The 21,291-nt window shown below is 71.7% G+C and carries 26 protein-coding genes; 7 read left to right on the top strand and 19 right to left on the bottom strand.

Features of this window, described 5'->3' with window-relative positions:
- Positions 1 to 140: 140 nt before the first annotated feature.
- The 11 genes from FCN22_RS21900 to FCN22_RS12140 all read right to left on the bottom strand — a co-directional run bounded on the left by FCN22_RS21900 (position 141) and on the right by FCN22_RS12140 (position 9,440).
- Positions 141 to 314, bottom strand: coding sequence for a hypothetical protein (locus FCN22_RS21900; protein WP_202911550.1), 174 nt, complete (start codon positions 312 to 314; stop codon positions 141 to 143).
- A gap of 118 nt (positions 315 to 432) precedes the next feature.
- Complete coding sequence (locus FCN22_RS12185) at positions 433 to 870, bottom strand: hypothetical protein (protein ID WP_162529360.1); 438 nt, start codon at positions 868 to 870, stop codon at positions 433 to 435.
- A 110-nt stretch (positions 871 to 980) separates the two neighbouring features.
- Positions 981 to 1,262, bottom strand: a complete 282-nt coding sequence (locus FCN22_RS12180) for an acylphosphatase (RefSeq protein WP_137121828.1) — start codon at positions 1,260 to 1,262, stop codon at positions 981 to 983.
- A 147-nt stretch (positions 1,263 to 1,409) separates the two neighbouring features.
- A complete protein-coding gene (gene mutM / locus FCN22_RS12175; protein WP_137121827.1) occupies positions 1,410 to 2,309 on the bottom strand; it encodes a bifunctional DNA-formamidopyrimidine glycosylase/DNA-(apurinic or apyrimidinic site) lyase in 900 nt (299 codons plus the stop codon).
- A complete protein-coding gene (gene rnc, locus FCN22_RS12170; RefSeq protein WP_274381583.1) occupies positions 2,302 to 3,117 on the bottom strand; it encodes a ribonuclease III in 816 nt (271 codons plus the stop codon). The genes mutM and rnc overlap by 8 nt, the downstream gene beginning before the upstream one ends.
- 15 nt (positions 3,118 to 3,132) lie before the next feature.
- Positions 3,133 to 3,327 (bottom strand): 50S ribosomal protein L32, encoded by a 195-nt coding sequence (gene rpmF / locus FCN22_RS12165; protein WP_137121826.1) that lies wholly within the window; start codon positions 3,325 to 3,327, stop codon positions 3,133 to 3,135.
- 1 nt (position 3,328) lies between these two features.
- Positions 3,329 to 3,907 (bottom strand): YceD family protein, encoded by a 579-nt coding sequence (locus FCN22_RS12160; protein ID WP_137121825.1) that lies wholly within the window; start codon positions 3,905 to 3,907, stop codon positions 3,329 to 3,331.
- A gap of 270 nt (positions 3,908 to 4,177) precedes the next feature.
- Entirely contained in the window at positions 4,178 to 4,702 is a 525-nt protein-coding gene (coaD, locus tag FCN22_RS12155; protein ID WP_137121824.1) for a pantetheine-phosphate adenylyltransferase, read from the bottom strand.
- A 199-nt stretch (positions 4,703 to 4,901) separates the two neighbouring features.
- Complete coding sequence (gene rsmD / locus FCN22_RS12150; protein WP_137121823.1) at positions 4,902 to 5,483, bottom strand: 16S rRNA (guanine(966)-N(2))-methyltransferase RsmD; 582 nt, start codon at positions 5,481 to 5,483, stop codon at positions 4,902 to 4,904.
- Positions 5,484 to 5,490: 7 nt separating this feature from the next.
- Complete coding sequence (locus tag FCN22_RS12145; protein WP_137121822.1) at positions 5,491 to 7,683, bottom strand: ATP-dependent DNA helicase RecG; 2,193 nt, start codon at positions 7,681 to 7,683, stop codon at positions 5,491 to 5,493.
- Positions 7,684 to 7,685: 2 nt separating this feature from the next.
- Complete coding sequence (locus tag FCN22_RS12140; RefSeq protein WP_238384699.1) at positions 7,686 to 9,440, bottom strand: fatty acid kinase ATP-binding subunit FakA; 1,755 nt, start codon at positions 9,438 to 9,440, stop codon at positions 7,686 to 7,688.
- A 304-nt stretch (positions 9,441 to 9,744) separates the two neighbouring features.
- Here FCN22_RS12140 and rpmB point away from each other — a divergent pair, with 304 nt between their 5' ends.
- Positions 9,745 to 9,939: a 50S ribosomal protein L28 gene (gene rpmB / locus FCN22_RS12135; RefSeq protein WP_137121821.1), complete on the top strand. Its 195-nt coding sequence runs from the start codon at positions 9,745 to 9,747 to the stop codon at positions 9,937 to 9,939.
- A 149-nt stretch (positions 9,940 to 10,088) separates the two neighbouring features.
- On the opposite strand, the gene thiL is transcribed toward rpmB, so the two are convergent.
- The gene (gene thiL, locus FCN22_RS12130) at positions 10,089 to 11,084 is read right to left on the bottom strand and encodes a thiamine-phosphate kinase (RefSeq protein ID WP_137121820.1); all 996 of its coding nucleotides are present in this window, start codon (positions 11,082 to 11,084) and stop codon (positions 10,089 to 10,091) included.
- A 124-nt stretch (positions 11,085 to 11,208) separates the two neighbouring features.
- Between thiL and FCN22_RS12125 the strand changes: the two genes are divergently transcribed.
- Positions 11,209 to 11,442: an Lrp/AsnC ligand binding domain-containing protein gene (locus FCN22_RS12125; protein ID WP_137121819.1), complete on the top strand. Its 234-nt coding sequence runs from the start codon at positions 11,209 to 11,211 to the stop codon at positions 11,440 to 11,442.
- 16 nt (positions 11,443 to 11,458) lie between these two features.
- Positions 11,459 to 11,929: a DUF3515 family protein gene (locus tag FCN22_RS12120; RefSeq protein ID WP_137121818.1), complete on the top strand. Its 471-nt coding sequence runs from the start codon at positions 11,459 to 11,461 to the stop codon at positions 11,927 to 11,929.
- Positions 11,930 to 12,058: 129 nt separating this feature from the next.
- On the opposite strand, the gene FCN22_RS12115 is transcribed toward FCN22_RS12120, so the two are convergent.
- From FCN22_RS12115 to FCN22_RS12105, 3 genes are read right to left on the bottom strand one after another with little or no spacing between them, the layout of a single operon-like run.
- Positions 12,059 to 13,225, bottom strand: a complete 1,167-nt coding sequence (locus FCN22_RS12115) for a D-alanine--D-alanine ligase family protein (RefSeq protein WP_137121817.1) — start codon at positions 13,223 to 13,225, stop codon at positions 12,059 to 12,061.
- Positions 13,226 to 13,283: 58 nt separating this feature from the next.
- Positions 13,284 to 14,285 carry an NAD(P)H-dependent glycerol-3-phosphate dehydrogenase gene (locus tag FCN22_RS12110; RefSeq protein ID WP_137121816.1) on the bottom strand — a complete coding sequence of 334 codons (1,002 nt, stop codon included), beginning with the start codon at positions 14,283 to 14,285 and terminating at the stop codon, positions 13,284 to 13,286.
- Positions 14,282 to 15,049, bottom strand: coding sequence for a lysophospholipid acyltransferase family protein (locus FCN22_RS12105; RefSeq protein WP_238384698.1), 768 nt, complete (start codon positions 15,047 to 15,049; stop codon positions 14,282 to 14,284). The genes FCN22_RS12110 and FCN22_RS12105 overlap by 4 nt, the downstream gene beginning before the upstream one ends.
- 98 nt (positions 15,050 to 15,147) lie before the next feature.
- Here FCN22_RS12105 and cofC point away from each other — a divergent pair, with 98 nt between their 5' ends.
- Positions 15,148 to 15,777: a 2-phospho-L-lactate guanylyltransferase gene (gene cofC, locus FCN22_RS12100; RefSeq protein ID WP_137121815.1), complete on the top strand. Its 630-nt coding sequence runs from the start codon at positions 15,148 to 15,150 to the stop codon at positions 15,775 to 15,777.
- A gap of 9 nt (positions 15,778 to 15,786) precedes the next feature.
- Entirely contained in the window at positions 15,787 to 15,999 is a 213-nt protein-coding gene (locus FCN22_RS12095; RefSeq protein ID WP_137121814.1) for a cold-shock protein, read from the top strand.
- Between the two features lie 100 nt (positions 16,000 to 16,099).
- Here FCN22_RS12095 and FCN22_RS12090 read toward each other — a convergent pair whose 3' ends face one another.
- From FCN22_RS12090 to leuC, 3 genes are all read right to left on the bottom strand, one after another.
- Positions 16,100 to 16,738, bottom strand: coding sequence for an HU family DNA-binding protein (locus FCN22_RS12090; RefSeq protein ID WP_137121813.1), 639 nt, complete (start codon positions 16,736 to 16,738; stop codon positions 16,100 to 16,102).
- A gap of 329 nt (positions 16,739 to 17,067) precedes the next feature.
- On the bottom strand, positions 17,068 to 17,664 hold the full coding sequence (gene leuD / locus FCN22_RS12085; RefSeq protein ID WP_137121812.1) for a 3-isopropylmalate dehydratase small subunit: 597 nt from the start codon (positions 17,662 to 17,664) through the stop codon (positions 17,068 to 17,070).
- 32 nt (positions 17,665 to 17,696) lie between these two features.
- Positions 17,697 to 19,088 carry a 3-isopropylmalate dehydratase large subunit gene (gene leuC / locus FCN22_RS12080; protein ID WP_137121811.1) on the bottom strand — a complete coding sequence of 464 codons (1,392 nt, stop codon included), beginning with the start codon at positions 19,086 to 19,088 and terminating at the stop codon, positions 17,697 to 17,699.
- Between the two features lie 128 nt (positions 19,089 to 19,216).
- Between leuC and FCN22_RS12075 the strand changes: the two genes are divergently transcribed.
- Positions 19,217 to 19,957, top strand: coding sequence for an IclR family transcriptional regulator (locus FCN22_RS12075; protein ID WP_137121810.1), 741 nt, complete (start codon positions 19,217 to 19,219; stop codon positions 19,955 to 19,957).
- A gap of 35 nt (positions 19,958 to 19,992) precedes the next feature.
- On the opposite strand, the gene FCN22_RS12070 is transcribed toward FCN22_RS12075, so the two are convergent.
- The gene (locus tag FCN22_RS12070) at positions 19,993 to 20,493 is read right to left on the bottom strand and encodes a DUF4188 domain-containing protein (RefSeq protein WP_137121809.1); all 501 of its coding nucleotides are present in this window, start codon (positions 20,491 to 20,493) and stop codon (positions 19,993 to 19,995) included.
- Positions 20,494 to 20,562: 69 nt separating this feature from the next.
- Between FCN22_RS12070 and FCN22_RS12065 the strand changes: the two genes are divergently transcribed.
- The gene (locus tag FCN22_RS12065) at positions 20,563 to 21,216 is read left to right on the top strand and encodes a MerR family transcriptional regulator (protein WP_137121808.1); all 654 of its coding nucleotides are present in this window, start codon (positions 20,563 to 20,565) and stop codon (positions 21,214 to 21,216) included.
- The last annotated feature ends 75 nt before the right edge of the window (positions 21,217 to 21,291 follow it).

Raw genomic sequence — 21,291 nt, 5'->3', positions numbered from 1 at the left:
GGCGATGATCGAGGGCCACTGTACCGGCGGGGAGGTCGGACTTCGGGGAGGTGCAGGCGGCCCGGAGGCGCGTGTGACCGATGAGGTTGCTGTGGTCAGTTGTTCTTGCGACGGGCTGGGTCGACGTCCTGGCGCCGGTCCTAGCGCTGGTCCACCGGTGCCACGCGTGACCGGTCGTCCCTCAACCGGTCGTTGTCCGCCTGCAGTCCCTCGATGAGTTGCTCGAGGTCCCGCACCCTGATCCGCAGGCGCGCCGTCTCCTGAAGCAGGCGGTCGTCGCGGATCGTGCGGTGACCCAGTAGTGCCTTGGCCATGTCCACTCCGATGTGATCCCTGACGGGGGTGTTGGCAGGGGGTGCGGGTGAGTTGCCCCGACGCGTGTACGTGGGCACCTCCAGAATCCCACCCCTCTCTGCGCAGGTCAACGGGGGGTCACGCACCGCCCAGGGCTGCGAGCACCAGTCCGATCGGGATGCTGACGAGGATGACCAGCACGAGCAGCAGGTAGACCCAGTGGATCCAGGGGCTGCCCGCTCCGTCACCAGGGCGGCCCACCCGCACCACGCGGGCGAAGAGCACCAGAGCCACCACCAGCAGCGCGCCGCCGACGTCCACCACGACCGGACGCTCGAGCACGGCACCGACGATGACCAGCGCGCTGCCGAGGTTCCAGCCCACCAGCTCCCACACGATGGTCGGCCGGCCGGGGAGCTCGTGGGCGAGCCACGCCTGGCCCACCCCGAAGACGAGCTGGGCCACCCCCACGACGAGCACAAGGTATGCCGCCGCCCACGACCCGTGCTGCCAGGACAACGGGCCGGTCGCCGCCGAGACGAGCCCCCCGCCGATGATGCCGACTGTACCTAGCACGGCGAAACCCGTTGCGCTTCTGACTCTTTCGTGAGCGATCACGCTGCCCGCAGTGTCGCTGCCCATCGCTGTCATCGGGGCGTCCCGTTCATCGCGCCATCTCCGTCGTCTCACCGTTCGCCGAAGCCGGTCAACCGGCCATCGACCTCACGCCACTGTGTCGCGCTGCTCTCGACACGGCCGGGTCGCCCTGTCGTGCTGGGCTGTTCACGGATCAGGTCCTCCAGCCGCTCGATGTCCGCGCGCGGTCCCTGCGCACACACCTCGACGCGTCCGTCGGCCAGGTTGCGCGCGAACCCCACCAGACCGAGCTCCAGCGCTCGCGCCCGCGTCCACCACCGGAACCCCACACCCTGCACGCGGCCGCGCACGAAGATGGTGGCTCGTTCCATGGACTCGATCCTACGAACCCGGTGCGGCCTCGAGGTTCTCACCCTCCACCTGTGGTCGCGCTCCTCCGCGGCGGGTCGCTCCGCTCCATCGTCGCCGCTCGTCGTCGCCGCTCGTCGTCGCCGTTCCGTGTCGCCGCTCGTCGTCGCTCAGGTGCGCCGCTGACGTGGCCGCGGCTGGCAGCGCGGGCAGGAGTAGGACGAGCGGTTCATGAACTGCTCCCGGCGCAGCGGCGTCCCGCACCGCTCGCACGGCTCGCCCTCGCGGCCGTAGACGTCGAGCCGGCGCGAGAAGTATCCGCTGGCGCCGTTGACGTCCACGTAGAGCGCGTCGAAGCTCGTACCGCCCGCGGCGAGCGCCTCGGTCATCACCTGCCGGGCGTGGTCGAGGACGCGCGACAGGGTCGGCTTGGTCAGCAGCGACGCCTCCCGCTCACCGTGCACCTGAGCCCGCCACAACGCCTCGTCCGCATAGATATTGCCGATGCCCGAGACGAGCCCCTGGTCGAGCAGCGCCCTCTTGATGCCCGAGCGCCGTGCCTTCATCCGCCGCACGACCGCCTGTTGGTCGAAGGCGTCCTCGAGCGGGTCGGGCGCGATGTGCGTGATCGTGGCGGGCACGCCGTAGGGCCGTGGGGTGCGGGCTGCGCCGGTGACGTCCGGCACGAGGTCCGCGAGCGCCATACCACCGAACGTGCGTTGGTCGACGAACCGCAGTTGGGGGTCGTTGTCGAAATCCACTGTGGCGTGCAGGTGCTTCTCACGCGGCGCGGTCGCCGGCTCGACGAGCAGCTGGCCACTCATGCCGAGGTGGATGATCAGCGCCTGGAGGTGCTCGTCGGGTGGCTCGAGCGTCAGCCAAAGGTACTTGCCACGCCGTTCGGCGGCCCGCACCAGGTTGTCGCGCAATCGGTCGGCCAGGTCGACCGGTCCGGCGACGTGCCGGCGGGCCACCCGCTGTCCCGTCAGCGACGCGGACCGGATCCGCCGGCCGACCACGTGCTTCGCCAGGCCACGGCGGACGACCTCGACCTCGGGGAGCTCAGGCATCCGTCGCCGAGGACACGCCCTCGTCCACAGCCACGTCCTCTGGTTCGGGCTCGGCGGAGAGGACAGCCTCGGCACGTCGGGTCAGCTCGGTCCAGGCGATCTCGGCGGCCTTCTGCTCGGCCTCCTTCTTGCTGCGCCCGACCCCGGTGCCGAGGATCTCCTCGGCGACCACGGCGTGGGCGGTGAAGACCTTCTCGTGGTCTGGTCCCTCCTCCGTCACGGCATACTCCGGGACGCCCAGTGTCCCCGCGGCGGTGAGCTCCTGCAGGCTGGTCTTCCAGTCGAGCGCGGCGCCGAGGCTCGCCGAGGTCGCCATCAGCGGGTCCAGGAGGTGGTGCACGAAGGTGGTGGCCGCGGGCAGGCCGGCCGAGAGGTAGACGGCGCCGATCACCGCCTCCGTGGTGTCCGCGAGGATCGACGGCTTGTTGCGCCCTCCCGTGCTCTCCTCGCCGCGGCCGAGCAGCAGGTAGTCGCCCAGGCCCATGGTGCGCGCGACCTCGGCGAGGGCACGGCTGTTGACCACGGCGGCGCGCAGCTTGGCCAGCTGCCCCTCCGCGAGGTCCGGGTGGGCGGAGAAGAGCGTGTCGGTCACGACGAGACCGAGCACGGAGTCGCCGAGGAACTCGAGCCGCTCGTTGTTGGGCAGACCGCCGTGCTCGTAGGCGTAGGAACGGTGGGTCAGGGCACGCAGGAGCAGCGGCTCGTCGACGTCCCCTCCGACCACCTGCTTGAGGTAGTCGGAGAGACCCTCGACGGGCCGCTGCGACGCGCCGTTGCCCCGGGACCGGTGCACCGGAGAGTCAGTCACGCGAGTGAGGACCTGTCAGCCCTGGTACTCGGTGCGCTCCGCGGTGCCGTAGTGGCGACCGGCATACGTGCCGCACGACGGGCAGGCGATGTGGGGCTGCTTGGGGGCCTTGCACTGGGGGCACGCGGTGAGCGTGGTGGCGCTGGCCTTCCAGTTCGCGCGGCGCGAACGGGTGTTGGACCGCGACATCTTCCGCTTCGGGACAGCCACGTCAGTTCCTCTTCTCGTCAGTACTGCTCGGCGCCGCGAGGTCTCGCAACGCCGCCCATCGGGGGTCGATCACATCGTGCTGGTGGTCCGGGTCGTCCGCGAGCCGGGCCCCGCACTGGGGACACAGCCCGGGGCAGTCCTCCCGGCACACCGGCTGGAACGGCAGTGAGGGCACCACCGCGTCCCGCAGCACGGGCTCGAGGTCGAGCAGGTCGCCCTCGAGCTCATACACGTCTTCCTCGTCCTCGGGAGCACCCACCTCGTGGTGGTGTGCCGCCCGGTCGGCATACGCGAAGAGCTCCTGGAACCGAGCCTCGACCGGTTGGTCGGCGCGGTCCAGGCACCGCACGCAGGCGCCGACGGCCGTGGCACGCGCCGAGCCAGTCACCAAGACGCCCTCGACGACGGACTCGAACCGCACGTCCAGCTCGATGGGCTGGCCGGGCGGGACGGCGATCACGTCGGTGCCGAGGTCGGCAGGCGCCTCGACGGTGCGTGACATCGTCAGCATCGAGCCGGGTCGTCTGCCCAGTTCCTGGAGGTCGAACACCAGGGGCAGGCGGGGGTCGAGGCGGTTCATGACTCCACAGTCGTCGAGGTGGCTCGGCCCACGTCACGGCAGACGAAGACCGACACATGAGGTTACCGGAGCAGGTGCCGCTCACCCAAACCGAGCGGAAGCAACCGACCGGTATGCCGTGCCGATGGGTGCTCGATGTCCTGGCACCTCGGCGGCAGGGTCGCTCCGCTGGGCTGCGTGCCGCAGCGCCTCCGCGGCCGTCCGCTCCGCCCCATCGTCGCCGTTGTCGTCGCTGCGGCCCATCGTCGCCGCTGGCCGTCGTCGCCGAGCCTATTGTCGGCGCTGGTCGTCGCCGCCGTCCCCTCGCCGCGCCACTCGCGCGAGGAGCGGCTCGAGCACCGGCTCCGGCACCATCTGCGAGACGTCGCCGCCCAGGCTCGCGACCTCGCGGATGAGCGAGCTCGACAGGTGCCCGAGCTCCGGAGCGGCCGGAAGGAACACGGTCTCGATGCCGGTCAGCTGGCGGTTCATCAGCGCCATCGGCAGCTCGTAGGCGAAGTCGGTGTCGCTGCGCAGGCCCTTGAGGATGGCCTGGGCCCCGACCTCCCGGCAGACGTCGACCAGGAGCGTCCGGGCGAACACCTTGACGCGGACGTTGGGCAGGTCGGCGAGCGACTGGTGCAGCAGGTCCTGGCGTTCCTGCACGGTGAACGTCCCTCGCTTGGCGGGGTTGTGCATGACGGCCACGACGACCTCGTCGTAGAGGGCGCTCGCGCGCCGGAACACGTCCATGTGCCCGAGGGTGACCGGGTCGTAGGAGCCGGGGCAGACACACCGGCGGGTCGTCTCGCTCATCGACCCGAACCTAGCAGCGTGCTCCTCCTCCCCCAGATGTCCTGCGTACCGGTCGCCCCAGCGACCACACCGCAGGACCTTGCGCCACCCCGAGCCTGGGACGTCCTGCGTACCGGTCGTCCCGGCGACCACATCGCAGGACGTCCCCGAATGCGCGGTCTGGTGAACTCGGGCACGGCGGTCAGGGCACGCGCTGGGGTCAGGCGATGTCGCCCTCCCCGACGGCCTCGGCGAACCACAAGGTCGTCTCGCCGTAGCGTCGAGGTCCGATCAGCTCGATCCCGCCGGGCCAGAGCGGCTCGGGTGAACGGGTGGACCGCTCGACCACGAGCAGGGCCTCGTCCACGAGCCAGTCGTGGGCGACCAGCAGGCGGAGCACCTCGCCGAGCGACTCCTGTGTGACAGGGTAGGGCGGGTCGGCGAGCACCAGATCGACCTTGGCGTCCAGCGGCGGCCCCGACCGCAGGACCCGCTCCACCGTGTCGGCCCGGACGTCGACCCCGTGAAGTCCCAGCTCCTTGACGTTGCGCCGGGCCACGGCCGCGGCCGGACGTGCCGACTCCACCAGCGTGACGAAGGCCGCTCCCCTGCTGCTGCACTCGAGCCCGAGAGCGCCCGACCCGGCATAGAGGTCGAGGACGCGGGCCTCGTGCAGCACCTCGAGGTGCTCGAGGCGCGAGAAGAGGGCTTCGCGCACCCGGTCGCTGGTGGGCCGGGTGCCGTTGCCGGGCGGGGTGTGGATGCGCCGGCCACCGACGGATCCGGCGATGATGCGCGTCATCCGCGGGTCAGCCCCTCTCCAGGTAGGTGACCTGTTCCTCGTCGAGGACCTCCACGATCCGGTCGCGCAGCACGGGGTGCTCGGCGAGCGCCGGATCCTGCGACACCAGCGCCCGGGCGTCCTCCTGGGCCTCGACGATGAGCGTCTCGTCGCGCAGCAGCTGCAGGAAGCGCAGCTGTCGGCGCCCCCCGGACTGGTGGGCCCCGAGGACGTCACCCTCGCGACGCTGCTCGAGGTCGACCCGGGAGAGCTCGAAGCCGTCCGTCGTGGCCTCGACCGCGGTCAGTCGTTCGAGGGCCGGCCCCTCCTCGACGTCGCTCATCAGCAGACAGATCCCGGGCGCCGAGCCACGACCGACGCGGCCGCGCAGCTGGTGCAGCTGCGAGACACCGAAGCGGTCGGCGTCCACGATCACCATCACCGTGGCGCCGGGGACATCGACCCCGACCTCGATCACCGTCGTCGCGACCATGACGTCGATCTCGCCCGCGGCGAACGCCCGCATGGTGGCGTCCTTCTCGTCGGCGGGCATGCGTCCGTGCAGCACGGCGAGCCGCAACCCCGCCAGGGCCGGTGTCTCCCGCAACCGCTCGAACTGTTCGTAGACCCCGGTCATCGCAGGCCCGGCTGCCCCGTCGTCGCCGCCCTCGGCCGCGAGATCCTCCTCGTCCGAGGACTCCTTCGTGACCACCGCGTCCCCCGGCGGGTCACCGATGCGGGGGCACACGACATACGCCTGGTGGCCCGCCCGCACCTCCTCGGCGACGCGCTCCCAGGTGCGCTGCACCCAACGCTCGTTGCTGCCGGGGACCAGGTGGGTGGAGATCGGCGAGCGCCCCTGGGGCAGCTCGGCCAGCGTGGAGGTCTCCATGTCGCCGAAGACCGTCATGGCGACGGTGCGCGGGATGGGCGTTGCGGTCATGACCAGCACGTGCGGCGGCTGGGCGGCCTTGCCGCGCAACGCGTCCCGCTGCTCGACGCCGAAGCGGTGCTGCTCGTCGACGACGACGAGCCCGAGGTCGGCGAACTGCACATGGTCCTGGATCAGGGCGTGCGTGCCGATCACGATGCCCGCCTCACCGGAAGCGGCCTCCAGCAGGTTCTTCTTGCGTATGCCGGCCGGCTGGCTCCCCGTGAGCAGCGCCACCCGGGTGCCGATTTCGCTGCCGCCGAGCATGCCGCCCTCGGCCAGGTCGGCTAGCATCGCCGTGATGGAGCGGTGGTGCTGCTGGGCGAGCACCTCGGTCGGCGCGAGCAGGGCCGCCTGTCCGCCGGAGTCGATGACGGTGAGCATCGCGCGCAGCGCCACGACCGTCTTGCCGGAGCCCACCTCGCCCTGCAGCAGCCGGTGCATGGGGTGGCTGCTCGCCAGGTCCACCGCGAGGGCGTCGCCCACCTCCCGCTGCCCCTTGGTGAGTTCGAAGGGCAGCCGGGCGTCGAACTCCTCCAGCAGTCCCCCCGGCACCGCCCGGCGCGGGGTGGCGGGCTGCTGCTGGTGGGCCGCCCGGCGCACCGCGAGCGCGGTCTGCACGACGAACGCCTCGGCATACCGCATGCGGCGCATGGCCCGCGCGACGTCGTGCCGGTCGCGCGGGAGATGGGCCAGGCGGTAGGCCTCGAGCTCCCCGGCGAGGCCACGCCGCGAGCGCACCTGCGGGGGCACCGGATCGGGGAGGTCGTCGAGGTGGTGGAAGGCCACCTTCACCGCCTCCGTGACCATCAGCGACGTGACGTTCTTGACGTCGAGGTAGACCGGCACCAGGCCACCGTCATAGACGTCGAGCTCGTCACCGTCCTGACCGATGAGGTGGTAGCTGGGGTGGGTCAGCTGGAAGGTGCCCCGGTAGCGGCCGACCTTGCCGGCGAACATGCCTCGCCGCCCCGGCGTGAGCCTGCCCTCGTGGCCGTAGGGCTTGAAGAAGGTCGTGGTCATGTCGTGCTTGCCGTCGGTGAGGGTGACGGTCAGCATCCGCCCCTTGCGCTGACGCATCGACCGCATGACGGCCGACTTCACCGTCGCGATCACCATGGTGAAGTCGCCCTCGTGCAGAGCCGACAGGTCGCTCACGACGTCGGGGTCGAGGTAGCGGCGGGGCAGGAAGTCGAGCAGGTCCCCCACCGTGCCCACGTCACGAGACTTCTCCAGCTTCTCACCGACGGTGCCGACGATGCTGCGCAGACGGGTCGAGCGGTCGGCCACGTTCACTCCACCCCCAGCAGGAGCGGGTAGACCGGCTGACCACCCTCGATGACGCTGACCTCGAGGTCGAGCCGCCCGGTCCTGGCTGCCGCGGCCACCGCGTCGGCCAGACCGCCAGGCGCCTCGTGCCCGGTGACCACGGTGAGCAGCTCACCACCACCGCCGAGCAACCGCACCGCGACCTCCGCGCCCACCTCGTCGAACCCCGACCCGACGCAGACGATCTCGCCGTCGACCAGGCCGAGCACGTCCCCGGCCCGACACGGCCCCGCGGTGGTGACGGCGTCCCGGTCCGCCGCCGTGATGGCGCCGTGCCGGGTACCCGCGGCCGCGCCGTTCATCGCGTCCAGGTTGTCGGCGGCTGGCCGGTCCGGGTCGAAGACGGCGAACGCGGCGATGCACTGCACCGCGGACACGGACCGGACGACGTGCAGCCGCAGCCCCTCGTCCAGGCCGACCCGCACGGCAGCCTCCGCTGCCAGCTCGGTGTCGGAGTCACTGGGCAGCAGCAGCACGTCCTCGCCATCGGTGCGGCGGGCGGCGGCGAGCAGCTCTCCGGTGGAGGCCCGCCGGCCGGGCCCGCCGCGCACCACCTGGGCGCCACCGGCGCGGAACAGCTCCGACAGCCCGTCACCGGCTGCGCACGCGACCACGGCCACGGCCGGTCCGCCGGCTGCCCGAGCCCGGTGCTCACGCTCACCGGTGCGCGCGTCGCTGAACCTGGTGACGGTGATGCGGTGCGGCCGCCCCGCCCGCACCCCGGCCTCCAGCGCCGCACCCACGTCGTTGACGTGCACGTGGACGTTCCAGACCTCCGGCCCGCCGACGACGATCAGCGAGTCGCCGAGCCGGTCGAGCTCACCGCGCAGCTCCTCGACCGCGTGGTCGCTGCTGTCCTCGAGCAGATACATCACCTCGTATGCCGGTGCGTCACCCCCGTCCTGCCCCTCGCTCGGGACGGCACCGCCCTCCCCCTCACCGGGCGCCTCCGCTGCGGGCCCGTTGCCGCTGGTGGCAGTCGTGGCCGTCGTGGCAGTCGCTGCGCGCCCTCCCTGCCCCACGGGCTCCGCGGAGCCACGCCACGGCAGATCCTCGTGCGGGCGGCCCGAGAGCACGTGCCCGAGCGCTTCGAGGAGCAGGACGTAACCGGCTCCCCCCGCATCCACCACGCCGGCGCGGGCAAGCGCCGGAAGCTGCTCGGGGGTCCGGGCCAGCGCGGAGCGGGCTGCGTCGAGCGAGGCGAGCGTCACGGCATACAGGTCGGATCCGCTGGTGGCCGCCTCTTCGGCGGCGCCGGCGGCGGCCGCGGCGACGGACAGGATCGTGCCCTCGACCGGGTGGCTCACGCTGGCCCGGGCCAGGTCGCTACCGCGTCGCAGGGCCCGGGCGAGGGCCGTCGCGTCGAGGTGCTCGGCGTCGTCGGCCTCCGCGATGACCTCGCTGAAGCCGCGGACCAGCTGGCTCAGGATGACGCCGGAGTTGCCACGTGCCGACAGCAACGTGGTCGTGGCCAGTCCGGCGCTCAGGGCTCCCAGGTCGCCCCGACCGTCCCACCCGGCGGCAGGCAACTGGTCCCTCAGGGCGGCCATCGCGCCGTCGATGGTCAGGTAGAGGTTGGTGCCCGTGTCGCCGTCGGGGACCGGGAAGACGTTGAGGTCGTCGATCTCGGCGCGGCGCTCGGCGAGCACGGCGCGCAGGGTCACGGCCCAGCGCCGGGCCAGCGTGGCGTCGAGGCGCTGCACGGGCGCGTCGGTCACGGGCCGCACCTCCTGCGTGTCGTCGGGCACACCACGGTCGTCGGGCCACTCATCACCGTGAGGCTAACGCCCGGGGCGGACGTGGGCGGCCCCCGCGCCGGATCGACCGGGCACCTGTCCCTGCGTGGCGGCGGCGCCGGCGTGCGAACGGCCGCGTTTTGGTGCGGGGCCGGTGCCTCGGCTACTCTTGACCGGTTCCCGTCGTGCGGTGCCGCATGCGTGCACGCCCCGGGCACAGACCATTGTTCATGAGTGGACGCGTTCACCAGCGAGTCGTCCACCGCCCGAGTTCAGGAGATCACCTGTGGCTGCCACCTGCGACGTCTGCGGCAAGGGGCCGAGCTTCGGTCACAACGTCTCGCACTCCCAGCGCAAGACCAACCGTCGTTGGACCCCGAACATCCAGCGCGTCCGCGCCAAGGTCGGTGCCGCCGGCGTGACCCCCAAGCGGCTCAACGTCTGCACCTCCTGCCTCAAGGCCGGCAAGGTCAAGCGCTGACCCACCGCGCCCGGTCCCTGCGCCTGACCGAGTGCGCCGGCGGTCCCTGAACCGTCCGGCACCCCTCGAAGCCGATCTCCGCGCCCGGAGGTCGGCTTCGTCGCGTCCAGGGGCCGCCGGAGGGGACCGGACGGCATACCGGACGCAGGTCAACCGGCGAAGTGGTCCCAGCCGCCGCCGACCAGGGGCTCGCCGTCGACGGTGACGCCCTCACCGGCCTGCACCCGTCCGACCGGACGCCAGCCCTGCGGCAGGGTGACCCCCGCCGGGAAGCAGGCGAGCAGCGAGTGCTCCTCGCCTCCGGTGAGCACGCAGGATCGGGCGGCCTCCTCGCCCACGGCCGGGGCAAGGGCGGCGACGTCTTCCCTGAGCAGCTCGCCGGACAGCGCGAGGCACACCCGGCTGGCCGCTGCCACCCGGCGGGCGTCCCGGCCGAGGCCGTCGCTGAGGTCGAGCATCGCGGTGGCGCCTGCCCGCGCCGCCAGCGGCCCCTGCTCGACAGGCGGCCGGGGCCTGCGGTGGTCGGCGACCAGGTCTGGGGCTCGCGCGGCCTCCTCCCGTTGCAGCAGAAGCAGTCCCGCGCCCGACCGGCCGAGGCTGCCTGCCACCGCGACGACGTCACCCTCCCGGGCCCCGGAGCGCAGCACCGGTTCGCGCCCCTCGAGGTCGCCGAGCGCGGTCACCGAGACGACGAGCGTGCCGGCTGGGGCGGAGGACAGGTCGCCGCCGAGCACCGGCACGCCGAGCTCAGCGGCTGCCTCGGCGAGGCCGCGTGTCATTGCGCGCACCCACGCGACAGGTGTCTGCGGATCGGCCACGAGGGTGACCAGCAGGCCGGTCGCCACCCCGCCCATCGCGGCGATGTCGGCGACGTTCTGCGCCACGCACTTGGCCCCCACGTCCTCGCCGCTGGACCACTCGTCCAGCCAGTCGCGTCCGCGCACCATCGCGTCGGTCGTCGCAAGGACGCTGCCGCTCGGAGCCTGTACCAGGGCGGTGTCGTCGCCCGGCCCGACCAGTACCGACGACCCGCCCTGCAGCAGCGGGAAGATGCCGGCCAGCAGCTCGTCCTCGCTCACGCCGGCGAGCACCGGGTCATCGGTGCCGACCTCGCGTCGCACCCGCGCCGAGCCCTTGCCGACCATGCGACCTCCCGTGAACGAATCGACCAGACGGCACGGTAGCGTCTGGCTGCATCAGGGCAGCACCCGCTGCCGTGTCTGCGCCCGGAGCCGTGCTCCGGGCTCGTATCCCCCACGGAGGCGATCCATGGTCCAGGCCTACATCCTCATCCAGTCCGAGGTCGGCAAGGCGGCCGCGGTCTCCGCGGAGGTCGCCGGCATCGAGGGTGTCGTCCTGTCCGAGGACGTGACCGGCCCGTATGACGTCATCGCCCGCATCGAGGCCCGCAACGTCGACGAGCTGGGCAAGATGGTGATCGCCAAGATCCAGGAGGTCCCGGGGATCACGCGCACCCTGACCTGCACCGTCGTGCACGTCTGAGGTCGCCAGCTCGCGTATGCCGTCCGCCCGCCGCCGCTTCGTCCTCCGGATTGCGGCGGTCGCCTGCCTGCCCGCGCTGCTGGGCGCGTGCGGCTCCGCCGTGGAGGTCATCCCACCGGGACAGGCGGGCTCACCGCTCTGCCACAAGGTCGGCGCTCGCTGGCCGGACACGGTGGCGGGCGAGGAACCGGTGCAGACCTCGTCGGACTCGCCCGCGGTGCACGCCTGGGGCGATCCGGCGATCATCGCCCGCTGCGGGGTCACCTCGCCGGGGCCGACCACGGAGCAGTGCTTCACCGTCAGCGGCGTCGACTGGGTCGGCCAGGAGCTGTCCGACGGCTACAAGTTCGTCACCTACGGCCGCGCGCCGGCGGTCGAGGTGCTGGTGCCGCGCGACTACGCCCCGGAGCCGCTCGTCCTCGGCGCCTTCACCCGCGCCGCCAAGGCGATCCCCCAGGGCCCGCACCACTGCCGCGGACCGAACTGAGCGGTGGTCCGTGCTCGATCCGGGCTGCTTTGCTCACCCCAGGCCGGTGTCGAGGCGGGTAGAAGCGGTTTGAGGTGAGCAAACCGGTGTGGAGTGAGCAGGGGCCGGTGTGGGGTGAGCAGGGGCGGGTCAGCGCAGGCCGACCCGGCGGTGCAACGCGAGCTGGATGAGCTCGTCGATCAGCTCTCGGTAACCCAGTCCCGAGGCCTCCCACATCTGTGGGTACATCGAGTGCGGCGTGAAACCCGGCATCGTGTTGATCTCGTTGAGCACCACGTCGCCGTGCTCGGTGTAGAAGCAGTCGACCCTGGCCAGGCCCTCGCAGCCGGCGGCCTCGAAGGCTGCCGCAGCCAACCGGCGGACCTCGGCGGCCACCTCGTCCGGGACCTTGGCGGGGCAGGAGAGCCGGACGTCCTGGTCGGCGAGGTACTTGGCCTCGAAGTCGTAGAACTCATGCCCCTGCACGACCTCGATCTCGCCGACCTCGCTCGTCCGCGGCGCGTCCGTGCCCCGGCCCTCGAGCACGGAGCACTCGATCTCGCGCCCGACGATGGCCGCCTCGACAACCACCTTGGGGTCGTGGAGTCGAGCAGCCTCGATGGCGGCCTCGAGCCGGGACGGGTCGGTGACGCGCGTGATCCCGACGCTCGATCCCGCCCGGGCCGGCTTCACGAAGACCGGGTAGCCGAGCGCGGCCACCGCGTCCATCGCGGCGGCCGGGTCGCGGCCCCACTGCCGGTCGGAGATCACCGTGTAGGGACCGACCGGCAGCCCTGCCGACGCGAAGACGACCTTCATGTAGTGCTTGTCCATCATCACGGCGGACGCGAGGACGCCGGACCCGACATACCTCGTGTCCGAGAGGTCGAGCATCCCCTGCAGTGTGCCGTCCTCGCCGAACGGGCCGTGCAGCAACGGGAAGACGACATCCACCTGCCCGAGCGCTCGGGGCGGCCGGCCGGCTTCCAGGACGGTCAGCGACCGCTCTCCGGTGCTGAGCGGGACGAGCACCCCGGAACCGTTGCCGTTGACCTCCGGCAGGTGGCCGGGGGCCAGCTCGAGCGCTGTCGGGTCGTCGTCGACCAGCACCCACCGGCCGTCGCGCGCGATGCCGATCGGGATGACGTCGTAGGCGTCGCGGTCGATGGCGCGCAGCACCCCGGCGGCCGTCGAGCAGGACACGACGTGCTCGGACGACCGACCGCCGAACACGATCGCGACGCGCGGGCGGGCGCGGCCGGCCGCTGGGTCGGGGGTCCCGGCGGTGGCGTCGGGGAGGTTCTCGCTGTTGCTCATCGCCCGCGAGCCTAGCGTCCGGTATGCGCCACCCGGCTGCGACACGACCGCGCCGGTCTCAGCGTGTCTCGTGCTTGCGCGCCCTGGACATCAGGGCCTCGCCGACCTCGCTGGGGCTCTTGCCGTGGTGGATCACCGCGGCCACGTTCTCGACGATCGGGACGTCGACGCCATGGTGTTGCGCCAACGCCAGGATCGACTGGCAGGACTTCACGCCCTCGGCGGTCTGCCTGGTGGCGGCGATGACCTCCTGCACGCTCATCCCCCGACCCAGGTTCACTCCGAAGGTGTGGTTGCGCGACAGCGGGGACATGCAGGTGGCGATCAGGTCGCCCACCCCGGCCAGACCGAGGAACGTCTGCGGATCAGCGCCGAGAGCCACTCCGAGCCGGGCGATCTCGGCCAGACCGCGGGTGATGATCGTGGCCTTGGTGTTGTCGCCCATTCCCATGCCCTGCGCCATGCCGACCGCGAGCGCGATCACGTTCTTGACCGCTCCGCCCAGCTCGGTGCCCACGACGTCGTTGTTCGTGTACGGGCGGAAGTAGGGCGCGTCGGACGCGTCAGCGACCAGCTCGGCCGTGTGGTCGTCGACGCACGCCACCACCGTCGCCGCCGGTTGCTTGGCCGCGATCTCCGGCGCGAGGTTGGGTCCGGACACCACGACGATCCGCTCCGGCGGCACCCCGCCGACCTCGGCGATCACCTCGCTCATCCGCTTGGTCGTGCCCAGCTCGACCCCCTTCATCAGCGAGACGACCGCAGCGTCCGCAGGAAGGAGTGGCGCCCATGTCGCGAGGTTGCCGCGAAGCGTCTGGGAGGGGATCGCCAGGATGACGATCTGCGCGCCGTCGATGGCCTCCGCCGCGTCCGTGGTCGCCCGGACCGCGTCAGGTAGCACGCGTTCCGGCAGGTAGTCCGCGTTGACGTGGGTGGCATTGATGCGGTCGGCCAGCTCCTGCCGCCGCCCCCACAGCCGGACGTCACAACCGGCATCGGCGAGGATCCCGGCATACGCCGTGCCCCAGTTGCCTGTGCCGAACACCGCGACACGCGTCATGGTGCACCTCCCTTTCTCCGGGGTCTGCGACTGCCCTTGCCGTTGCGCTCGTTCGTGGTCGGGTCGAACCGCTGTGCCGGCGCGTGCTCCGACCGGATCTGCTCGAGGATGGCGGTGATCGCGGCCATGATCCGGTCGGTCGCCTCCCTCAGGACCTGAGCGTCCACCTCCCGGTCGTAGAGGTCGGAGAGGTCCACCGCCGGGCCGGCCCACACGTGCACCGTCCTGCGCGGCCACAGGTGCGGGACCTTGGTGTAGGGCGCCAGGATCCGTTCCGGCCCCCACTGGGCGACCGGGATGACGGGGCAGCGGGTCGCCAGGGCCACCCGCGCGGCGCCCGTCTTCCCGGTCATCGGCCACAGGTCCGGATCGCGGGTCAGCGTGCCCTCGGGGAGGATCGCCACGCACTTGCCGGCCTCGACCGCCGTGACCGCCGAGGTGAAGGCGTCGGAGGCGCGCGCCGTCCCGCGGTGGACCGGGATCTGATCGGCGGCGCGGACGATCCGGCCGACGACGGGCACGCGGAACACCGACTCCTTGGCCAGGAAGCGCGGAGCGTGCCCGTGGTCGACCATGAAGTGCGCGAAGGCGATCGGATCGACGTGTGACGTGTGGTTGGGGGTGACCACGAAGCCGCCCGAGTCGGGGAAGTGCTCGCTGCCCCGCCAGTCACGCCTGGTCAGCAGGACCGACAACGGACGCAGGATCGCCACGCACAGCCGATAGGCCCGCGGCATCTGGTGCCGCGCCGCGTTCCACGACAACTGACTCTCCTGCGGGAGTTCGACGGTGAACCGCCATCCTCGCTGGCGAGGGGGGTCCGTGTCGAGCGAGGCACGCCCACACTGAGATCATCGGGACGATGCCCCCACCACCCAACGACTGGCGCATCGTGGTCCCCGTCAAGGATCAGGCCCACGCCAAGTCGCGACTGCACCCACCCGACGGTGTCGAACGCGCCGCACTCGCGCACGCGTTCGCCCTCGACACCCTGTCGGCCGTCTTCGCGACGCTGCCGCCGGCTCACGTCGTCGTCGTGTCCTCCGACGCCGCGATCCGGACGTTCGCCGAGGGACGCGGCGCACGCGTCGAGGCCGACCCGGCTGCCGGCCTGAACCTCGCTCTGCGCCAAGGATTGCGGCGGATCGCGGAGGAGCCCTTCAGCGGGGGAACCGGCCTGCTCCTCGGCGACCTTCCCGCGTTGCGTCCGGAGGACCTCGAGCAGGCTCTGGTGGAGTGCGCGAAGCACCCGCGATCGGTCGTACCGGACGCGACCGGCGAAGGCACGGTGTTGCTCGCGGCGCAGCGCCGGGGCGACCTCGAGCCCCGGTTCGGCCCGGGATCGGCCCGGGCCCACGCCGAGCGGGCCCACCGGCTCGAGCTGGCCCTCCCGAGGCTGCGGACCGACGTCGACGACGACGAGGGCCTCACCGCTGCCTCCACTCTCGGCCTCGGTCCGCACACCCGCGGCGTCCTCGCCGGCCGGCGCTAGCCTGAGCACATGCAGGCGAGCGTGCACCACTTCGACCCGTCCACCGGGAGCGGCAGCGTGCTGCTCGACGACGGTCGCGAGGTGCCTTTCGACACCGATGTCTTCGCCAGGAGTGGGCTGCGCCACCTCCGCACCGGCCAGCGGGTCTCGGTCGTCCTCGGCGAGGGTGCCTTGACCCGCTTGTGGATCCGAGGGATCGGCGACGGCGAGGCGATCCGCTAGTCCGCCAGCCCACCCGACGCGACGAGGACCGGCACCGTGGCGGTGCCGGTCCTCGTCGTGGCAGTTCGGGTCAGCGGGCGCGTGCAGTCCGCTTGGTCGTCTACTTCTTGGCAGTGGACTTCTTCGCCGTGGTCTTCTTGGCCGTCGAACGCGCCGGCGTGGCCTTCGTGGTCTTCCTGGCGGTGGACTTCTTGGCCGCCGGGGTGGCCTTGGCGGTGGACTTCTTCGCCGTGGTCTTCTTGGCGGTCGACGTCGCCTTCTTCGTGGCCGCCTTCTTGGCGGTCGACTTCTTGGCCGCCGGGGTGGCCTTGGCGGTGGACTTCTTCGCCGTGGTCTTCTTGGCGGTCGAGGTCGCCTTCTTCGTGGCCGCCTTCTTGGCGGTGGTCTTCCTGGCGCCCGACAGGGCCGCGGTGGAGGTGCCCGCCGGGGCCCGGCCACCGGCCGGAGCGGCCTTGGGCAGCTTGCGCGGATCGGCGACGACGACCTTGAACGCCGTGCCAGCCTTGAACTTCGGCACCGACGTCCTCTTGATCTTCACCGTCTCGCCGGTGCGCGGGTTGCGCCCAGTCCGAGCGGCCCGGGCGATCTTCTCAAAGGTGCCAAAGCCGGTGATGCCGACCTTGCCGCCCTTGGCGACCTCCCGGATGATCACGTCGAGGACGGCTTCGAGCGCCTCGGACGCAGCCTTCTTGCTACCCAAGCGCCCTTCGAGGCGCTCGATCAGTTCTGCCTTGTTCACGGCTTCCCCTCCAGAGGAAAGTGGCGCCAGACGGTTTGCCTGACTGGGTTGGGGGTCGAGCTTGCACTCGACTTGGCACGACGGTATGCCCCCAAACCCCTCGCGTCCACCATCTGGGCAGGTCGCTTTTCATTGTGTCGCAACGATTTTGGCAACGGATTCTGGCCGTTTCGGGCCCAGAGTCTCCGAGGTGGGCGCCCAAGCCAACGCTGTGCATCGCCTGCGGACGACCCGCGACTCCGTGAAAACCGTTGCGGGCCAAGCGAGCTCGGTCCGCCGATGCGACGAGCTGCAACGCAACCGGCTGGATCCGGCAGCCGTGCCGAGGGTCAGGCGGGCTCGGCCGTGCGCGGGCCCCAAGCCGGGCGCCCACCCTCGAAATTCGCGATCTCGTCGTCGTGTCGCAGCGTCAGGCTGATGTCGTCCAGGCCCTCGAGCAGCCGCCACCGGGTGTAGTCGTCTACCTCGAAGGCGAAGACGTGTTCGCCTGCCGTGACCGTCCTCTCCACCAGGTCGACGGTGACCTCGGTACCGGGCTCGTTCTCCAGCAGCTTCCACAGCAGCTCGACGTCCGCCTGCGCCAGCTGGGCGGTGAGCAGCCCCGCCTTGCCGCTGTTGCCCCGGAAGATGTCGGCGAAGCGGGAGGAGATCACCACCCGGAAGCCGTAGTTCATCAGCGCCCAGACCGCGTGCTCCCGTGAGGAACCCGTCCCGAAATCGGGCCCGGCGACGAGGACCGAGCCCCGCGCGTACACCGGGTGGTTGAGGACGAACGACTCGTCCTGGCGCCAGGCCGCGAAGAGCCCGTCCTCGAAGCCGGTCCTGGTGACCCGCTTGAGGTAGACCGCGGGGATGATCTGGTCGGTGTCAACGTTGCCGTGCCGCAGGGGGACGCCGATTCCGGTGTGCCTCGTGAACGCTTCCATCAGTGGATTCCTTTCGGGCAGAGAGGCCGGGCTCAGAGGTCGGCCGGGGACGACAACGTGCCCCGGACCGCCGTGGCCGCGGCGACCAGGGGGCTGACCAGGTGGGTGCGCCCGCCCTTGCCCTGGCGTCCCTCGAAGTTGCGGTTGGAGGTCGAGGCGCTGCGCTCACCGGGCTCGAGCTGGTCGGGGTTCATGCCCAGGCACATCGAGCAGCCGGCGAGCCGCCACTCTGCGCCTGCGTCGGTGAACACCCGGTCCAGGCCTTCGGACTCGGCTTGGAGTCGCACCCGTGCCGAGCCCGGCACCACGAGCATCCGCACCCCGTCGGCGACGCGGCGGCCCTGGATGACCCCGGCGGCCGCCCGGAGGTCCTCGATCCGGCCGTTGGTGCAGGACCCGAGGAAGACCGTGTCCACCGCGATCTCGCGCAGAGGAGTCCCGGCCTCGAGGTCCATGTACTCCAGTGCCCGTGCGGCAGAGGCGCGCTGACCCTCGTCGGCGAACGACTCGGGGTCCGGCACGCTCGCGGAGAGCGGCAGGCCCTGGCCGGGGTTGGTGCCCCACGTGACGAAGGGCGCGAGCTGGCCAGCGTCCAGGTGCACCTCGGTGTCGAAGGTCGCGTCGTCGTCGGTGCGCAGCGCCCGCCACGCCTCCACCGCTTCGTTCCAGGCCTGCCCCGACGGTGCGTGCGGCCGGTCCTTGAGGTAGGCGAAGGTCGTCTCGTCGGGCGCGATCATGCCCGCCCGCGCCCCCGCCTCGATCGACATGTTGCAGACCGTCATCCGCGCCTCCATCGACAGTGCCTCGATGGCGCTGCCGCGGTATTCGATGACATACCCCTGCCCCCCGCCCGTGCCGATCTTGGCGATCACCGCCAGCACGATGTCCTTGGCGGTCACGCCGTCCGGCAGCTCGCCGTCCACGTTCACGGCCATGGTGCGGAACGGCTTCAGCGGCAGGGTCTGCGTCGCGAGGACGTGCTCCACCTCGCTTGTGCCGATGCCGAAGGCGATGGCGCCGAACGCGCCGTGCGTCGAGGTGTGGCTGTCACCGCACACAACGGTCATACCCGGTTGGGTCAGCCCGAGCTGAGGGCCGATGACGTGGACGATGCCCTGCTCGGCGTCACCCATGGGATAGAGCGGGACCTCGAACTCCGCACAGTTGCGCCGCAGGGTCTCGACCTGGGTCAGGCTCACCGGGTCGACGATCGGGCCGGGAGTCGTCGGGACGTTGTGGTCCTCGGTGGCGAGGGTGAGGTCGGGCCGCCGGACGCCCCGGCCCGCGAGCCGCAGACCGTCGAAGGCCTGCGGGCTCGTGACCTCGTGGAGCAGGTGGAGGTCGATGTAGAGCAGATCGGGCTCACCCTCCGCCCGTCGCACCACGTGCGACTCCCACACCTTCTCGGCCAGTGTTCCCGTCATCGTCGACCTCCGTCAGCTTCCCGGGCGGAGGGTTCTCCTCCGCTCGGCCGTCCATCAGGTGACGAGGCTCGCTCAACTCGCCGCCGCGTGAACTTGCGTCTCAGGCTCTGAGACGTCAATATCATGCCATGGACAACTCTAGTGGAGTCGGCGTTCTTGACAAGGCGGCAGTCGTCCTCGGCGCGCTCGAGGCGGGTCCGTCGACCCTCGCCCAGCTGGTCGCGGCCACCGGACTGGCCCGTCCGACGGCCCACCGCCTGGCGGTCGCGCTCGAGCACCACCGCCTGGTCGCCCGCGACCTGCAGGGCCGGTTCATCCTCGGGCCGCGACTGGTGGAGCTCGCCTCGGCAGCCGGCGAGGACCGTCTCCTCGCCGCCGCCGGGCCGGTGCTCGGTGCCCTGCGCGACCACACCCACGAGAGCGCCCAGCTCTTCCGGCGCCAGGGCGACATGCGGATCTGCGTCGCGGCCGCCGAGCGCCCGATGGGCCTGCGTGACTCGATCCCCGTGGGCGCCACGTTGTCGATGCACGCCGGATCGGCGGCACAGGTGCTGCTCGCATGGGAGGAGCCGGACCGGCTGCACCGCGGCCTGCAGGGCGCGGCCTTCACGGCGACCGTGCTCTCCGGTGTGCGCCGCCGCGGGTGGGCCCAGAGCGTCGGTGAGCGCGAGCAGGGTGTCGCGTCCGTGTCCGCGCCGGTGCGCGGCCCGTCCGGACGAGTCGTCGCGGCGGTCTCGATCTCGGGACCGATCGAGCGGGTCTCGCGTCAGCCGGGACGGCTGCACGCCGCCACGGTGGTGGCCGGTGCGAACAAGCTCACCGAGGTGCTCGCGCGTGCCCAGGCCGCGACGGAGAACAAGTCGGCCTGATCTCTCCACGCTTGTTGCTGGGGTCGCCCCGGTGGTCAGGAGGCGAGGCGCTCGGCGGCCCGCTCGCCCCGCAGCGCCACGGGCACGATCGAGGTCGCCCTGGCCAGACCCACGACGGGCATGTCGACGTAGATGCTCTCGTGCCCACCAGCGGGGACGGCATACGTCTCGTGCCACACCCCCACCGCGCCCGGCACCCGCCGGGTGCGAGCGTTGAAGGCCCGCCACGCCGGCCGGTGCTCGGCGGCGGGGTCGGACGCGTAGCGGTAGAGGTCGTCCGTGCTGCGCCAGTACTGGACGACGGTCGGCCCGCGCGCCCCGACCTGGCTCCACGCCCCGAGGAAGCCCGGATCCTCCGCCTCCCCGCGCTCGGCGGCGGCCTTCGCGGCATACAGCTCCCGCAGCATGGGCGCCATGGCCAGGAACGCTGGCAGCCACACATCGGGGCGCCACCAGCGGTTGACCCGCATCCCGATGAGGAATACCACGAGGTCGCCGTGGTGACCGTGCGTCGTCCGAGGTGGGGTCTTCGACATGCCGCACTCCTTAGATAGTATGACTAGCCAATAATGGATAGCGATACTGTCCAAAGTCAAGGAGGTTTCATGCGGATGTCCGAGCTGTCGCAGGCCACCGGGGTGAGCGTGCCGACGCTGAAGTACTACCTGCGCGAGGGCCTGCTGCACGCCGGCGAGTCCCTGGGCGCGACCCGGGCAGCGTATGACGACACGCACGTCGCGCGCGTGCGGCTCGTTCGCGCGCTGGTCACCGGTGCGGGGCTCTCGGTCGCAGCGGCCAAGCGGGTGACGGCTGCGCTCGACGACCCGCCGGAAGGGTGGCACGACCTGCTCGGGCAGGCGCAGCACGCCACCCTCCCCGACGGTGCCGGCGGCGACCGGTGCGGCCGAGACGACGGTGACAGCGGCTCGGACCGCGGCGGCGCACCCGCGACCCCCCGTGCCGACACGCTGGTCGACGTCCTCGGCTGGCAGGTGCACGGGCAGTCCCCCGTCCGACGGGAGCTCGAGACTGCGCTGGACACGATGCGTGGAGCCGACTTCGAGCTGGCAGAGGAGCGGCTGCAGGACTATGCCCGCGCCGTGGCCGGCGTCGCGGCGCTCGACGTCGAGAGCGTGCCGACCGATTCTCCCGAGGCCGCGCTGCGCCACGTCGTGCTCGGCACCCTGCTGATGGAGCCGGTGCTGGCGGCCCTGCGCCGGTTGGCCCAGGAGGACCTCAGCTCGCGCCGCTTCGACTGAGCGCACTGTCGCCAACGCCGCCTCAGGCAGAGGGCGTCAGGGTCTCCCTGTTCCCACCTGACGCCTGCCGCACGC

The sequence above is a fragment of the Segeticoccus rhizosphaerae genome, from assembly GCF_005222685.1.
In the GTDB taxonomy this organism is placed as follows: Bacteria; Actinomycetota; Actinomycetes; order Actinomycetales; family Dermatophilaceae; genus Segeticoccus; species Segeticoccus rhizosphaerae.
The sequence above is the reverse complement of the archived record's forward strand: the minus strand, read 5'-3'. Positions and strand labels throughout refer to the sequence as shown.

Bases quoted from the DNA above. Each gene is read 5' to 3' on its own strand.
- coaD (WP_137121824.1), bottom strand. From the start codon at position 4,702: ATGAGCGAGACGACCCGCCGGTGTGTCTGCCCCGGCTCCTACGACCCG.
- FCN22_RS12125 (WP_137121819.1), top strand. From the start codon at position 11,209: ATGGTCCAGGCCTACATCCTCATCCAGTCCGAGGTCGGCAAGGCGGCC.
- FCN22_RS12180 (WP_137121828.1), bottom strand. From the start codon at position 1,262: ATGGAACGAGCCACCATCTTCGTGCGCGGCCGCGTGCAGGGTGTGGGG.
- rsmD (WP_137121823.1), bottom strand. From the start codon at position 5,483: ATGACGCGCATCATCGCCGGATCCGTCGGTGGCCGGCGCATCCACACC.
- FCN22_RS12070 (WP_137121809.1), bottom strand. From the start codon at position 20,493: ATGTCGAAGACCCCACCTCGGACGACGCACGGTCACCACGGCGACCTC.
- leuC (WP_137121811.1), bottom strand. From the start codon at position 19,088: ATGACGGGAACACTGGCCGAGAAGGTGTGGGAGTCGCACGTGGTGCGA.
- FCN22_RS12075 (WP_137121810.1), top strand. From the start codon at position 19,217: ATGGACAACTCTAGTGGAGTCGGCGTTCTTGACAAGGCGGCAGTCGTC.
- cofC (WP_137121815.1), top strand. From the start codon at position 15,148: ATGCCCCCACCACCCAACGACTGGCGCATCGTGGTCCCCGTCAAGGAT.
- FCN22_RS12095 (WP_137121814.1), top strand. From the start codon at position 15,787: ATGCAGGCGAGCGTGCACCACTTCGACCCGTCCACCGGGAGCGGCAGC.
- thiL (WP_137121820.1), bottom strand. From the start codon at position 11,084: ATGGTCGGCAAGGGCTCGGCGCGGGTGCGACGCGAGGTCGGCACCGAT.
- mutM (WP_137121827.1), bottom strand. From the start codon at position 2,309: ATGCCTGAGCTCCCCGAGGTCGAGGTCGTCCGCCGTGGCCTGGCGAAG.
- FCN22_RS21900 (WP_202911550.1), bottom strand. From the start codon at position 314: ATGGCCAAGGCACTACTGGGTCACCGCACGATCCGCGACGACCGCCTG.
- leuD (WP_137121812.1), bottom strand. From the start codon at position 17,664: ATGGAAGCGTTCACGAGGCACACCGGAATCGGCGTCCCCCTGCGGCAC.
- FCN22_RS12110 (WP_137121816.1), bottom strand. From the start codon at position 14,285: ATGACGCGTGTCGCGGTGTTCGGCACAGGCAACTGGGGCACGGCGTAT.
- FCN22_RS12160 (WP_137121825.1), bottom strand. From the start codon at position 3,907: ATGAACCGCCTCGACCCCCGCCTGCCCCTGGTGTTCGACCTCCAGGAA.
- FCN22_RS12065 (WP_137121808.1), top strand. From the start codon at position 20,563: ATGCGGATGTCCGAGCTGTCGCAGGCCACCGGGGTGAGCGTGCCGACG.
- FCN22_RS12115 (WP_137121817.1), bottom strand. From the start codon at position 13,225: ATGAGCAACAGCGAGAACCTCCCCGACGCCACCGCCGGGACCCCCGAC.
- FCN22_RS12120 (WP_137121818.1), top strand. From the start codon at position 11,459: ATGCCGTCCGCCCGCCGCCGCTTCGTCCTCCGGATTGCGGCGGTCGCC.